This window comes from Candidatus Planktophila versatilis (assembly GCF_002288345.1).
Lineage (GTDB): Bacteria > Actinomycetota > Actinomycetes > Nanopelagicales > Nanopelagicaceae > Planktophila > Planktophila versatilis_A.
The window spans coordinates 551790-565456 of sequence record NZ_CP016781.1; the positions used below are offsets into that span (position 1 = coordinate 551790).

Annotated in this window: 14 protein-coding genes; 9 read left to right on the forward strand and 5 right to left on the reverse strand. The window is 48.5% G+C overall.

Features of this window, described 5'->3' with window-relative positions:
- Positions 1-7: 7 nt before the first annotated feature.
- From A1sIIB142_RS02785 to A1sIIB142_RS02795, 3 genes are read right to left on the reverse strand one after another with little or no spacing between them, the layout of a single operon-like run.
- Positions 8-1543: a hypothetical protein gene (locus A1sIIB142_RS02785; protein ID WP_095693585.1), complete on the reverse strand. Its 1536-nt coding sequence runs from the start codon at positions 1541-1543 to the stop codon at positions 8-10.
- On the reverse strand, positions 1544-3592 hold the full coding sequence (gene tkt, locus A1sIIB142_RS02790; protein ID WP_095693586.1) for a transketolase: 2049 nt from the start codon (positions 3590-3592) through the stop codon (positions 1544-1546).
- 11 nt (positions 3593-3603) lie between these two features.
- Positions 3604-4482, reverse strand: a complete 879-nt coding sequence (locus A1sIIB142_RS02795) for a COX15/CtaA family protein (RefSeq protein ID WP_223299216.1) — start codon at positions 4480-4482, stop codon at positions 3604-3606.
- An 82-nt stretch (positions 4483-4564) separates the two neighbouring features.
- Here A1sIIB142_RS02795 and A1sIIB142_RS02800 point away from each other — a divergent pair, with 82 nt between their 5' ends.
- Genes A1sIIB142_RS02800 through A1sIIB142_RS02840 form a run of 9 tightly spaced genes read left to right on the forward strand, consistent with a single transcriptional unit; the run spans position 4565 to position 12715 of the window.
- Positions 4565-5239: a helix-turn-helix transcriptional regulator gene (locus A1sIIB142_RS02800; RefSeq protein ID WP_223299217.1), complete on the forward strand. Its 675-nt coding sequence runs from the start codon at positions 4565-4567 to the stop codon at positions 5237-5239.
- Positions 5236-6645 (forward strand): Fe-S cluster assembly protein SufB, encoded by a 1410-nt coding sequence (sufB, locus tag A1sIIB142_RS02805; RefSeq protein WP_095684655.1) that lies wholly within the window; start codon positions 5236-5238, stop codon positions 6643-6645. Before A1sIIB142_RS02800 ends, sufB begins: the two co-directional genes overlap by 4 nt.
- On the forward strand, positions 6645-7736 hold the full coding sequence (gene sufD / locus A1sIIB142_RS02810; protein WP_095693588.1) for a Fe-S cluster assembly protein SufD: 1092 nt from the start codon (positions 6645-6647) through the stop codon (positions 7734-7736). The genes sufB and sufD overlap by 1 nt, the downstream gene beginning before the upstream one ends.
- 1 nt (position 7737) lies before the next feature.
- The gene (locus tag A1sIIB142_RS02815; RefSeq protein ID WP_095693589.1) at positions 7738-8034 is read left to right on the forward strand and encodes a non-heme iron oxygenase ferredoxin subunit; all 297 of its coding nucleotides are present in this window, start codon (positions 7738-7740) and stop codon (positions 8032-8034) included.
- Between the two features lie 11 nt (positions 8035-8045).
- Positions 8046-8798, forward strand: coding sequence for a Fe-S cluster assembly ATPase SufC (gene sufC, locus A1sIIB142_RS02820; protein WP_095674749.1), 753 nt, complete (start codon positions 8046-8048; stop codon positions 8796-8798).
- Position 8799: 1 nt separating this feature from the next.
- Positions 8800-10044, forward strand: coding sequence for a cysteine desulfurase (locus A1sIIB142_RS02825; protein WP_095693590.1), 1245 nt, complete (start codon positions 8800-8802; stop codon positions 10042-10044).
- Positions 10045-10046: 2 nt separating this feature from the next.
- Positions 10047-10490, forward strand: coding sequence for a Fe-S cluster assembly sulfur transfer protein SufU (sufU, locus tag A1sIIB142_RS02830; RefSeq protein WP_095684658.1), 444 nt, complete (start codon positions 10047-10049; stop codon positions 10488-10490).
- 20 nt (positions 10491-10510) lie between these two features.
- A complete protein-coding gene (locus A1sIIB142_RS02835; protein WP_095674752.1) occupies positions 10511-10822 on the forward strand; it encodes a metal-sulfur cluster assembly factor in 312 nt (103 codons plus the stop codon).
- A 6-nt stretch (positions 10823-10828) separates the two neighbouring features.
- Positions 10829-12715, forward strand: coding sequence for an ABC transporter ATP-binding protein (locus A1sIIB142_RS02840; protein ID WP_095693591.1), 1887 nt, complete (start codon positions 10829-10831; stop codon positions 12713-12715).
- Here A1sIIB142_RS02840 and A1sIIB142_RS02845 read toward each other — a convergent pair.
- Positions 12662-13378: an SURF1 family protein gene (locus A1sIIB142_RS02845; RefSeq protein WP_095693592.1), complete on the reverse strand. Its 717-nt coding sequence runs from the start codon at positions 13376-13378 to the stop codon at positions 12662-12664. The two genes, A1sIIB142_RS02840 and A1sIIB142_RS02845, sit on opposite strands and share 54 nt — an antisense overlap.
- Positions 13371-13643 carry a DUF3099 domain-containing protein gene (locus tag A1sIIB142_RS02850; RefSeq protein WP_095693593.1) on the reverse strand — a complete coding sequence of 91 codons (273 nt, stop codon included), beginning with the start codon at positions 13641-13643 and terminating at the stop codon, positions 13371-13373. Before A1sIIB142_RS02850 ends, A1sIIB142_RS02845 begins: the two co-directional genes overlap by 8 nt.
- Between the last annotated feature and the right edge of the window lie 24 nt (positions 13644-13667).

Sequence of the window (13667 nt, forward strand, 5' to 3'; positions counted from 1 at the left end):
ATTTAGATTAAAGATTTTTCGCAGCTGCGAGAATCTGATCAATACCCACTTTGCGGTTCTGCAGATGCAGACGTAAGAGTGGGTATTTTCTTGCCGCAAGTGCGCGGTTATCACCTATCGCTTGCGCCATCAATAGCGTGCGTAGTGAGAATGATTGACCTGGAATTTGGTAATCAGTGTGTGTCACACCAGTAATCTGTAAGAAAGAACCATTTTGCTGTCCACCTTTATGAAACTGTCCCGTGGAGTGCAGGAATCGTGGACCCCAACCAAAAGATGTTGGTCGTCCTGATTTCGCTGCCAGAATTGATCGCAGCTCTGCAATCTTCTTATCATCTCGTCGATCTAGGTAGGCCATGATCGCGATGTAGCCACCCTCTTTTACATCTTCGATAAAAGTTGCCAGCGCATCTGTGAGTGATTGGCCTTCCCCAAAGATTTCAACACCGGCATCTACTTGCCGAGGCCTAAGCTCTGGAATTTCGTTCTTCCATTCAGCTAAGCAGGAAGATGTCTGTTCTTTAGCCTCGGTGACATTGGGTTGGTTGAAGGGATCAATTTTCAGCGCGAGGCCGAGGAGGGCTGTGACCCATTCCCAGAAAATAAAGTGAGCACCGAGTGCGCCTTCGACAACTAAATCAGTTTCGTTGCCGCAATAGCTCACTGTGAAAGCACCGCCGATTGCAGCGTTAGTAGTGTTCTCTGTGACTATCGGCAGGCGCCCGACTGAGTTCTTCCCAGTTGATTCTGCAATCAGTTGCTCAATCCAATCTGATAAGCCAGGCATATCTGATTGCGCATCAGTGAATCCGATGTATTGAGCGCTCTGGGTTGCAAGGAGATAAGCGGTATCGAGTACTGGTTGGGCATCAGCGATGAAAGACTCTTTTTCAATACGTGAATCATCCAGCAGTGTTTTTACAGGTGAACCAGATAGCGCAGAAGGTGCCAGTCCGAAGGCGCCAAGCACACTAAATCTTCCACCGACCTGAGGGTCGGCGTTTAGAACCGTGAAGCCTTGCGCGCGCGCATCAACATCTAGGGGAGAGCCAGGGTCAGTCACAAAAAGGAAATGGTCGACGGGCTTTAGTCCAGCGTCTTCAAACTTCTGCGCTAAGAGAGCGCGTTGTGAAGCTGTTTCAATTGTGGAACCAGATTTAGAACTCACAATCACCAGTGTCTTACTCAAATCACCGTTGAGTGCGTGCACGGCATAGTTCGGATCAGTTGAGTCGAAGATAAAAACATCATTTTTGTAAGTCTGAGCGATGACCTCAGGGCCAAGTGAAGAGCCTCCCATTCCGCAGAGAATGATGCGGGAGAGTGAGGAAAACTTCGTCACTAAGGCATCTAGCTGGGGGAGCAGAGCTGCAGAAGTTGTTGGTAAATCAACCCAGTTCAAACGAATGGCAGCTTCTGCGGCGGCAGCTGCGCCCCATGTGTTTGCATCCTTCGCCGCAATCTTTACATGCGCTTTCGCTAAAGATTTATAGAGTTTAGACTGGCGATCGACTTTAGAAAGCGCGCGCCCAGATAACTTCATTTAGCCCAGTGCCTTCTTGACCGTACTGACAATTGCGTCCGGTGTAAAACCAAATTCGGTAAAGAGTTTGTTACCCGAAGCTGATGCACCGAAGTGGTCGAGCGAGATAATCACACCGCTATCACCAACGTATTCACGCCAACCTTGAGCTATTCCTGCCTCGATACTCACACGCAATGATTTCTTTGGAAGTACAGATTCTCGATATGCAGGAGTCTGCTCGTTAAACCATTCCAGGCAGGGCGCACTCACAACGCGAGTGGAGTGACCATCTTTTTCTAGTGCGATCTGAACATCGAGTGCGATACCGACTTCTGAACCAGTTGCGATGATGACAATTTTTGGTGCAGCGGAGGCTTCCTTCAAAATATAGGCGCCCTTATCGACCCCGGTTGCGGCGCCATGGGTCGTGCGATCAACTGTGCGTAAATTCTGACGAGACAGCAGAATGCCTGCTGGCTCTTGTCGTGTGAGGATTGAGCGCCACGCTTCGGTAACTTCATTAGCATCTGCCGGACGAATGACGGCAAAGTTTGGAATAGCGCGCAGCGCTGCAAAATGTTCTATCGGTTGATGTGTAGGGCCATCTTCGCCTAAGCCAATCGAATCATGTGTCCAGATAAATGTGCTGGGAATATCCATGAGAGCTGCCAGGCGCACGGCGGGTCTCATATAGTCGCTAAAGACTGCAAATGTTCCACCGAAGGATCGAGTAAGACCATGCAGAGTTATTCCGTTAAGAATGGAGCCCATTGCATGCTCACGAATACCGAAGTGAATAATGCGACCATAAGGATCGGCGTTCTTCATCGCACTTGTTGCAGGCAAGAATGAATTCCCACCTTCAATAGTGGTGTTATTACTATCTGCTAAGTCTGCAGATCCGCCCCAGAATTCAGGAAGCACCTTTGCAATGGCGTTGATGACTTGTCCGGATGCGGCGCGAGTGGCCACCTCTTTTCCACTTTCAAAGACAGGAAGATCTTTATCCCAGCCTTTCGGCAGTTCTTTTGTGACAAGGCGGGCAAGAAGTGCTGCGCGCGCTGGATGGACTGACTTCCACTCGGTGAATTTCTTACTCCACGTGGCATGCGCTGCTGCGCCGCGATCTTTCACAGCGCGAACATGGGCAAAAACTTCTGCCGGCATTGCAAACTTTTCTTCTGGATTAAGCCCCAACTCAACCTTAGTTGCGGCAATCTCTTCATCTCCAAGAGCTGAACCGTGAGACTTGGCAGTGCCACGCAACTTAGGGGCAGGCCAAGCGATAACAGAGTGCATGCGAATCAGAGATGGCTTGGCCGTGTTGCTTTTCGCAGCAATCATCGCTTTATCTAGTTCACCGAGATTAATGTTGCCATCAGGAAGTGCTGCGACTTCGTGGACATCCCAGCCATATGCGCGATAGCGAGCAGCAACATCTTCGGTAAAGGCAACGTGGGTATCGCCTTCAATTGAGATGCGATTATCATCATAAATAATATTTAGATTACCAAGTGCTTGCGTTCCGGCAAGTGAGGATGCTTCACCTGATACACCTTCTTGTAGATCACCATCAGAACAGATAACCCAAATGGAGTGATCAAAGAGAGACTGGCCAGCAGGTGCTTCAGGGTCCAGAAGTCCACGTTCATAGCGCGCAGCCATGGCAAAGCCGACAGCAGTTGCAACTCCAGCGCCGAGTGGACCGGTTGTCATTTCAACTCCCACTGTGTGGCCGTATTCCGGATGTCCTGGTGTCAATGAATCGAAAGTTCTAAATGACTGCATATCCTGCATCTCAAGCCCGTAGCCGCTGAAGAAGAGTTGTGTGTAAAGAGTTAGTGATGAATGACCGCAAGAGAGAATGAAGCGATCGCGGCCTAACCAATGCGGGTTGGCCGGATAATGCACGAGATGTCGTTGAAATAAGTTATATGCCACTGGCGCGAGTGCCATCGCGGTTCCGGGATGGCCATTTCCGACTTTTTGTACCGCATCCATCGCGAGGGCGCGAGCATATGCAACCGCGCGATCATCGAGTTCGGTCCAACCAGCTATCTGTGTCATCTCTCTTCTCCTTATGCGTGTTTACGTACAACTGAAAGCCGGATTCGCCATGCCGCAATCCAGACGAGAACGGAACCAAGTAAGTGCAGCATCACTAATCCTTCTGGCACTCCTAGGAAGTATTGAATATACCCAATTAGGCCTTGAAGAAGTGTCAGAATAAAAAATATCTTAATCCAACGTTTGGTCTCAAAACGAAGATTGGGGGAGAGGAAGAAGAGAACGGTAACAACAATTAAGAGCCAGACTGCGGCACTATGAAAACGAGTAATGGTAGTGATACCAAAATCTAGACGAGGGGCATCGACATCACCGGCATGCGGACCAGATCCCGTGACTAGCGTGCCAATAGCAATTGCGACAAATGCCAGAGTGAGGTGAAGTAAAGAAAAGCGTGAAATTCTCACCTGAGATGCAGATGTTCGCACTTGCGGATGATGTCTCCTGGAATGCAGTGATGTAGCTGCGGCAATGAGTGCTATTGAAAGAATGAAGTGCGATGCCACAGCGAGTGGGTTCAGATCAGTTAATACTGTAATTCCACCCAGGACTCCTTGACCTAAAATTCCCAAAATCTGAGTAGCAGCTAAAAATCTTAGGTCGCGACGTCTGCTGCGAAACACGGCAATAAAGGTTGCAAGAGCAGCAAAGAGCAGTGCGAATGTGAGTAAGCGATTTCCGAATTCAATCCATGCATGAAAGGCGCCTTCAGCTTGTCCTTCAACTGGTAGATAAGAGCCGGGCACGCACTCTGGCCAGGTGGGACATCCCAAACCCGAGCCGGTCACGCGCACCGCTCCTCCGGTCACGACTAAGGCTGATTGAAGAAAGAGCAGGAGGCCGGTGAGGGTTGGCAGTAGGCGATTTGCAATCGTCCCGGATTTACTCACGCTGCGTAGCCTATGACCTACACATCGGTAGGACGCGCCGGCTCGAGTGGCAAGGGCGAGGGAATTACGACACAATAGTGTTGTGAAAATCGATGACCTCAGTACACGTGATGCTGTAGCGCGCTCGGTTCTAGAAAATGGTCCCTCCACTGCGGTAATCCTTGGCGCCAGACTCAGACTTACGCCTCCAGGCATTCGCCGCCATCTTGAAATTCTCGTCGCCGATGGAATTCTGGAAGCGCGCGATCCGCATGTGGCTCTTACGCGAGGACGCGGTCGGCCTTCAAAAGTTTTCGTGATGACCGATGCTGGTCGGGAACAGTTTGAGCATTCCTACGATGACTTAGCTGTTGCCGCTTTGAAATTCATGTCATCGCAATCCGGAGAACATCAGGTCTATGCCTTTGCCCAATCTCGCGCAGATGACATTGAGCGCAAAGCAACTGTGGCCTTGGCTAAGTCGCCGAATAAAACAGAAGCGCTGGCAACTTTCTTAACCGAGCAAGGTTATGCGGCAAGTATTGAAGTCCATGCCAATGGTGAACAACTCTGTCAGCACCACTGCCCAATCGCACACGTGGCCGCTGAATTCCCCCAACTATGCGAGACCGAGACCGAAATCTTCTCCAAGATTCTAGGAACACACGTGCAACGACTGGCAACGATTGCCCATGGTGATGGTGTTTGCACAACGTATATTCCAAAGACTGTCAATAATAAAAAAGTTACAACTACCGCTGGAAAGGCACACAAATGACAACAGCACATCCAGAACTCGAAGGCCTCGGAAATTACGAGTACGGCTGGTCAGATAGCAACGATGCCGGATCTAATGCAAAGCGTGGTCTGAGTGAAGAGGTAGTTCGTGACATTAGCTCTAAGAAATCAGAGCCACAGTGGATGTTAGACCTGCGCCTGAAAGGCCTTGATCTCTTCTACAAGAAGCCAATGCCATCATGGGGTTCAGATCTATCCGGTATTTTCTTTGACACCATTAAGTACTTCGTGCGCTCTACTGAGAAGCAAGCAGCCACCTGGGATGACCTTCCAGATGATATTAAGAACACATACGATCGCCTTGGTATCCCAGAGGCAGAAAAGCAACGCCTAGTTTCTGGTGTTGCAGCCCAGTATGAATCTGAAGTTGTCTATCACTCAATCCGGGAAGACCTTGAGAAGCAAGGCGTGATCTTCCTTGATACAGATAGCGGCCTAAAGCAGCACCCAGAACTCTTCAAAGAGTATTTCGGAAGCGTTATTCCGGTTGGTGATAATAAGTTTGCAGCTCTTAATACCTCTGTCTGGTCTGGTGGTTCATTTATTTATGTTCCTAAGGGTGTCCATGTTGATATTCCATTGCAGGCATATTTCCGCATCAACACTGAGAACATGGGTCAATTCGAGCGCACACTGATTATCGCTGATGAAGATTCATACATTCACTATGTTGAGGGTTGCACTGCACCTATCTACAAGTCAGATTCGCTTCACTCAGCAGTTGTTGAAATCATCGTTAAGAAGGGTGCCCGCGTTCGTTACACAACGATTCAGAACTGGTCGAATAACGTTTATAACTTGGTAACAAAGCGTGCCACATGTGCCGAAGGTGCAACGATGGAATGGGTCGATGGAAATATTGGCTCAAAGGTCACCATGAAGTATCCAGCTGTAATGTTGATGGGTCCTCACGCAAAGGGTGAGACTCTCTCACTTGCATTTGCCGGTCCTGGCCAACACCAAGATTCTGGTGCAAAGATGGTTCATGCTGCGCCGTATACATCGTCTTCAGTAATCTCTAAATCAGTTGCCCGCGGGGGAGGCCGTACCTCTTATCGCGGACTCGTTCAGGTGCAAGAAGGTGCTCATCACTCAGCAAGCACAGTGAAATGTGATGCGCTGCTGGTAGATACAATTTCACGTTCTGACACATATCCGTATGTAGATATTCGCGAAGATGATGTTTCAATGGGTCACGAGGCTACTGTCTCGAAGATTTCAGATGATCAGCTTTTCTATCTCATGTCACGTGGACTCAATGAGGATGAAGCGATGGCAATGATTGTTCGTGGGTTTATCGAACCAATCGCCCGCGAACTTCCAATGGAGTACGCACTTGAACTTAACCGCCTGATTGAATTGCAGATGGAAGGTGCTGTCGGATAATGACAACACTGCAATCAAATATTCTGGAAAAGCACACCCCTTCCGGTCGGGAAGAGGCGTGGCGCTTTACCCCCCTGAAACGATTAGGTGGAATGCACGATGGAACAGCTACACCTGTTCTGCGTAATTCACTCATCGCTAAAGGCGACCTACCTTCGGGAGTGACTTTAACCTGCACAACAATCACGGCAGTGACCGAGACTGATGATGCGATCGTTAATCGAATTCGTGAATTCACAGATCAGGGAACGATTCTTGAGATCGCATCCAACGCTGAAGTTGCAAGCCCAATCTTTCTAGGCCGCACACCAGGTGCTCTAGATACCGCAGAGTTTGCTCGAGTACTGATCAAGGTTGGTACCCACGCGAAAGCAACGGTCATCATTGAAAACACCGGCGATACTCATCTGGCAGAAGATTTAGAGATCCAGGTAGGCCCAGGGGCCCATCTGACTTTGATCAGCTTGCAAGAGTGGGGCGCGCAGACAATTCATGCAGGTCGACATCACGCGATCGTGGATCGCGATGCAACATTTAAATCAATCGTTGTCACCGTCGGTGGCAACCTGGTTCGTCTGCTTCCGACTGTTGATTTCATCGCACCAGGTGCATCATGTGATCTCTCAGGAGTGTATTTTGCAACTGCCGGTCAATTCTTTGAACATCGCATGTTTGTAGATCACAAGGTACCAAATGCGAAATCTCGCGTGAATTACAAGGGAGCACTCGCAGGCGATAAGGCACATACAGTGTGGATCGGTGATGTCTTCATTCGCGCCGCAGCTGAGGGTACAGATACCTACGAACTTAATCGCAATCTCTTGTTATCAGATGGCGCACGCGCTGACTCTGTTCCTAATCTCGAGATTGAAACCGGAGAAATTGTTGGCGCCGGACACGCATCTACAACCGGTCGTTTTGATGATGAGCAGCTCTTTTATCTCATGTCTCGCGGAATCAATATGGAGGATGCTCGTCGCCTTGTTGTTCGTGGATTTTTCAATGAAATCGTTTCAGAGATCGGAATCGATGAGATTCAAGATCGCATCATGACTCGAATCGATAACGAATTAGCAAAGGCAGGTAAGTGAAATGTCTGATCTCTCACTAGCCTCTCTGACAGAGGGAAAACCGCTACGTTTTGAAAAAAATGGCGAGTCAATTTGTGTTACGCGAGTGGGCGCTGAAGTTTTTGCAATATCTGATACTTGCAGCCATTCAGAAGCCTCGCTCTCTGAAGGCGATATTGAAGGATTCAAAATTGAATGCTGGCTCCATGGCGCAGAGTTTGATGTTCGCACGGGCGAAGCCCTTACGCCACCAGCTGTAGCACCAGTGAAGTCATACCCAGTAACCATCGACGGAGACTCCGTCACGGTAGAGATGTAACGGAGATAGATATGAGTACTCTAGAAATTCGCGGCCTGAAAGTATCTGTCGAGACCGAACAAGGCGCAATTGAAATTCTTAAAGGGGTAGATCTGACCATTAAGTCAGGAGAAACTCACGCAATCATGGGTCCCAACGGTTCCGGCAAATCAACACTTGCCTATTCCATTGCCGGACACCCTAAATACACAATCACTGGCGGAACTGTGACACTCGATGGCGCAGACGTACTCGAGATGACTGTTGATGAGCGGGCGAAAGCTGGACTTTTCTTAGCGATGCAATATCCGGTAGAAGTTCCGGGAGTTTCAGTCTCCAACTTCCTTCGTACTGCAGCAACTGCCCTACGTGGTGAAGCACCAAAGCTTCGCGAATGGGTCGGAGAAGTTAAAGCGGCGATGGAGACACTCAAGATGGATCCTTCATTTGCACAGCGCAACGTTAACGAAGGATTCTCCGGTGGTGAGAAGAAGCGCCATGAAATCATGCAGCTTGAACTGCTCAAGCCTAAGTTTGCAATTCTTGATGAGACAGATTCTGGGCTCGATGTTGATGCTCTTCGTATCGTTTCCGAAGGTGTTGTTCGTGCCAAAGAAGCCAACAACCATGGAATCTTGCTCATTACGCACTACACCCGAATCTTGAAATACATCAAGCCAGATTTCGTACATGTGTTTGCAAATGGTCGCATCGTTGAAGAAGGTGGCCCAGAGCTAGCAGATAAACTCGAAGCGAATGGATATGCCGAGTACGTAAGCGCTTAATATGTCCTTTAATGCATCTGTCATCGCACAGGATTTTCCAATTCTTTCTCGGAAGATTCGCGATGGCAAACGCCTTGTCTACCTCGATTCAGGTGCGACGAGCCAGAAACCAAATGTGGTCATCGAGGCGCAAAGTGATTTCTATCGACTTCATAATGCAGCAGCGCATCGAGGTGCGCATCAGCTCGCTGAGGAAGCAACGGATGCACTTGAAGGTGCGCGTCAGATCGTGGCTAGCTTTATCAACGCTGATGTTGATGAGGTAGTTTTCACAAAGAGCGCTACCGAAGCGCTGAACCTAGTTTCTTATGCGATGGGCAACGCTGAAAAAGGTAATAGATTTCACCTCTCAGCCGGCGATGGAATTGTCGTCACTGAGATGGAGCACCACGCAAACCTCATTCCTTGGCAACAATTAGCAACGCGTACTGGCGCCTCACTGTCGTGGTTTGAAGTAACCCCTGATGGACGCCTTGATCTCTCCAATCTTGCATCGGTCATTACGGAAAAGACGAAAGTCGTCGCACTGACACAGCAATCAAATGTTTTAGGCACAATCATTCCGCTGGAAGAGATTGTTAAGCGAGCACATGAAGTTGGTGCAGTTGTTGTGCTCGATGCATGTCAATCTGTTCCACATATGGCCGTGGATGTGAAAGCACTCGGTATCGATTTTCTGGCTTTTTCAGGGCATAAAACGGTCGGCCCTACCGGCATTGGAATCTTCTGGGGACGAAGTGAGCTGCTTGCAGAACTACCACCGTTTCTCACCGGTGGCTCCATGATTGAAAACGTCACGATGACCTCTGCAACCTGGGCACCGGCGCCACGTAAATTTGAGGCGGGTGTTCCCAATATGGCGCAAGCTGTTGGACTAGGAGCAGCGCTTACCTATTTGACAAAGATTGGCATGAATCAGATTCACGAACACGAACGTGCTCTGACTGAGTACCTTATTAATGAGTTTTCAACTATAGATGATTTAAAAGTAATTGGTCCACAAGATCTACATATGCGTGGTGGAATTGTCTCGTTCTCAGTAGGGGAGATTCACCCGCATGATTTAGGACAATATCTAGATAGCCAGGGGATAGCCGTGCGAACTGGTCATCATTGCGCATGGCCGCTCACTCGCAAGTTGGGCGTTCCAGCTACTACTCGAGCTTCGTTCTATCTATATAACACAAAAGATGATCTCGACGCCTTAGTCGCTGGGATTCGCGGCGCACAGAAGTATTTTGGATAGCCATGCAATTAGATAATCTCTACCAGGAAGTGATTCTTGATCACTATAAGAATCCACAGCATAAGAAGTTAAATCCAACCTTTGATGCTCAAGTTCATCACATTAATCCAAGTTGTGGCGATGAAATCACGCTCAATGTCACTCTCGATGCGGGCCTGGTAAAAGAAGTTTCTTGGGATGGAGTTGGCTGTTCTATTTCACAAGCAAGCACATCGATTCTCACTGATTTACTTATAGGCAAGAGCCTTGATCGGGCGCAAGAAATCTCTGATGCATTCATGCACCTGATGCAGAGCAAAGGGACTGAAACCGGCGATGCCGAACTCCTGGAGGATGCGGTAGCTCTGGCTGGAGTTTCGCAATACCCGGCCCGCATTAAATGTGCGCTCTTAGGCTGGATGGCATTTAAAGACGCTTCCGTGCAAGCAATAGCAAAGAATTCATAAAAAGAAAGTAGGATACGGATATGGTTGCAAAGATTGAAGATGTAAACGAGGCAATGAAAGATGTTGTCGACCCAGAACTAGGAATCAACGTTGTTGATCTTGGACTGATTTACGACATCATGGTGGATGAGAACAACATTGCCGTGTTGAACATGACTCTCACATCAGCTGCTTGCCCACTCCAAGATGTTATTGAAGATCAGACCCGCGAGGCGCTTAAGCCATTCACCGATGATGTGAAAATCAACTGGGTGTGGATGCCGCCATGGGGCCCAGATAAAATTACCGACGATGGCAGGGAACAGCTGCGCGCTCTCGGCTTTACTGTTTAGTTTTTTATGTCCCAACATGCAGTCTGGATGACCTTTCGCTCCATGACCGCTGATCCATCGGTGAAATCTCAGAAGTTAAAGCCTGGAACGATTAAGCGGATCTTCACCTATGGAGCTCCCTATAAATCACAGATTCTTATCTTTCTTGCAACCGTTGTGATTGAAGCGCTCTTAATAATTAGCACGCCACTCTTACTGCGTGAATTGATTGATAAAGGAGTAATTCCGAAAGATCCCGCCTTGGTGACCAAGCTCGCTCTTTTGGTGGGACTACTAGCAGTTGTGGATGCGCTAGTTAATATCTTCGGGCGATGGTTCTCTGCACGCATTGGTGAAGGCTTGATATATGACTTACGTTCTCAGTTTTTCGCACACGTTCAAAGGCAATCTATTGCATTCTTTACGCGCACCCAGACTGGTGCGCTGATCTCGCGAATTAATTCAGATGTTATGGGTGCTCAGCAAGCTTTCACTGGCACCCTGTCTGGCGTAGTAAGCAATGTTGTTTCGCTGGTACTTGTTGTTACGGCGATGCTCATTCTTTCCTGGCAGATCACAGTTGTCTCACTGCTACTTCTGCCAGTATTTCTTCTTCCCACTAAATGGGTTGGTAAGCGTATTCAGGCGCTAACTCGTGATGCCTTTAATCTCAATGCAACGATGTCGAGCACCATGAATGAACGATTCAATGTTTCCGGTGCGCTCTTGGTCTCCCTTTATGGGAAGCCAGCAAAGGAAGAGAGCTTCTTCCGCACACGCGCACGTAAAGTTGCTGATATTGGAATTCAAACAGCAATGCTCAATCGCATCTTCTTTGTCGGTATCACCAGCGTTGCAGCTGTTGCTACCGCCTTCGCATATGGAATTGGCGGCCATCTAGCTATTGATGGATCAATTACGGTGGGAACACTTCTAGCTATCACCGCATTATTGGCGCGGCTATACGGACCACTGACTGCACTCTCTAATGTGCGCATCGATGTCATGACTGCACTTGTCTCTTTTGAACGCGTATTTGAAGTGTTAGACCTTCATCCGATGATTGTTGATCGCCCCGGAGCCCAGCAACTAAAGCAACAGGAACTGAGCATTGAATTTAGAAATGTGTCATTTTCCTATCCAAAAGCAGAAGAAGTCTCTCTTGCCTCACTTGAATCTGTCTCTAAACCGGAGACGGTAGATAGCGGACAGATATTGAATTCAATTTCATTTACTGCGCCAAAGGGAACACTGACGGCGATCGTGGGACCATCAGGTGCTGGAAAAACCACGATGAGTGCGCTCTTGCCTAGACTTTATGATGTGACAGAGGGTGCAATTCTTATCGGTGGCAGCGATATCCGCGACTACACAGTGCAATCACTCAGAGATAGCATCGGTGTTGTCATGCAGGATGCACATCTCTTTCACGAAACAATCGCTGAGAATTTACGGTATGCCAAGGAAGACGCTACCGAGGAAGAGATGATTCAGGCGTGTAAGTCGGCCCAAATATGGAATCTAATCTCTACACTTCCCAATGGCTTTGAGACCATGGTGGGAGAGCGTGGTCATCGACTTTCCGGTGGCGAGAAGCAGCGTTTAGCTATTGCGCGGCTATTACTTAAAGCGCCATCAATCGTCATTCTTGATGAAGCAACGGCGCACTTGGACTCTGAAAACGAGGATCTTGTGCAAGAAGCACTACGTCATGCGTTGAAAGGTAGAACTTCGATCGTCATCGCACACAGATTAAGCACAGTGATGCAGGCAGATCAGATTCTGGTTCTGGAAAAGGGTCAGATTGTTGAGCGCGGAACGCACGAGGAGTTAATTCAAGGAGCGGGTCTCTACTCCGAACTATTTGCGCGTCAAGACCTCACGACGAATGAGAAACCTTCCGTAACCGATTAATCCACCAAAGAAGACCCATTGCAACGCATAAGCCATATGGGGTCCATCGGAGAGTTCTGGAAGTTCTGCAGGTGCAGCCGGTGACAAGGCCGGATCTGAGCCAGAAACTAAGTCAAGATAGAAATCTTCACTTGTAGCTCCACCTTGAGCATTTGCCTTCGAAACCAATCCAGTATCTGAGTTAGTCGGTATTGCAAAAAATGATCCCCGAGGTAACGAACTATCTAATCGCAGGCGTCCAACAATCTCTACATCACCTGATGGAAGTTTCGGCAGTGTAGGTCTGGTTTGTGCGTTCTTTCCTGCCTGAACCCATCCACAATCAACCCAGTAACTTCTTCCACCCGTGTCATTAAATTTAGTGAGAAGTTCGAAACCATATTTGCCCTCGAAGTATCTATTTCTGAGAAGTATCTGGGTGTCAGGGTCAAAGCGCCCGCGCGTGGTTACAGGCTGCCATTCGTGGTTCGCTGGTTGATCTTGTACTGAGGCTAGTGAGACCGGGGTCATTGTTGAATGTTTTTCGATAATGAAATTGCGCTCGTGCCTGGCAACACCGCGATGGTATTGCCATTGCGCCGCCCAGAGACAACCTGCAATGAGAACGAGCGCAATGACTGACTTAAAAAACGAAAATTGCTCACGCTTTTTTGTACTACTCAATTCCTCGCGGCCTCTTCTTGAGTATCGCTGATCCAGGAATTACGGTCTCACGACCAGCATTTGCAACAACTACTGCAATATAGGGCAGGATGACAGCGCCAACGAGTGCGAACCATCGATACGGACTTGGTAGTAGGACAGTCAAAATAAAGCAGGCTGTTCGCACCATCATGGATAGAAAATATCGACGTTGCCGCGCACTCTGGTCTTTGGAAAGGCCAGTTGACGCGCTAGTAATATCAAAAGCAGCATCTTCTTTAGCCATAGCCCAACAGTAGGGTAGTTTTCT

Excerpts from the sequence above, each read along its gene's own strand:
- A1sIIB142_RS02785 (WP_095693585.1), bottom strand. The coding sequence starts at position 1,543 with ATGAAGTTATCTGGGCGCGCGCTTTCTAAAGTCGATCGCCAGTCTAAA.
- tkt (WP_095693586.1), bottom strand. The coding sequence starts at position 3,592 with ATGACACAGATAGCTGGTTGGACCGAACTCGATGATCGCGCGGTTGCA.
- sufB (WP_095684655.1), top strand. The coding sequence starts at position 5,236 with ATGACAACAGCACATCCAGAACTCGAAGGCCTCGGAAATTACGAGTAC.
- sufD (WP_095693588.1), top strand. The coding sequence starts at position 6,645 with ATGACAACACTGCAATCAAATATTCTGGAAAAGCACACCCCTTCCGGT.
- A1sIIB142_RS02815 (WP_095693589.1), top strand. The coding sequence starts at position 7,738 with ATGTCTGATCTCTCACTAGCCTCTCTGACAGAGGGAAAACCGCTACGT.
- sufC (WP_095674749.1), top strand. The coding sequence starts at position 8,046 with ATGAGTACTCTAGAAATTCGCGGCCTGAAAGTATCTGTCGAGACCGAA.
- A1sIIB142_RS02825 (WP_095693590.1), top strand. The coding sequence starts at position 8,800 with ATGTCCTTTAATGCATCTGTCATCGCACAGGATTTTCCAATTCTTTCT.
- sufU (WP_095684658.1), top strand. The coding sequence starts at position 10,047 with ATGCAATTAGATAATCTCTACCAGGAAGTGATTCTTGATCACTATAAG.
- A1sIIB142_RS02835 (WP_095674752.1), top strand. The coding sequence starts at position 10,511 with ATGGTTGCAAAGATTGAAGATGTAAACGAGGCAATGAAAGATGTTGTC.
- A1sIIB142_RS02840 (WP_095693591.1), top strand. The coding sequence starts at position 10,829 with ATGTCCCAACATGCAGTCTGGATGACCTTTCGCTCCATGACCGCTGAT.
- A1sIIB142_RS02850 (WP_095693593.1), bottom strand. The coding sequence starts at position 13,643 with ATGGCTAAAGAAGATGCTGCTTTTGATATTACTAGCGCGTCAACTGGC.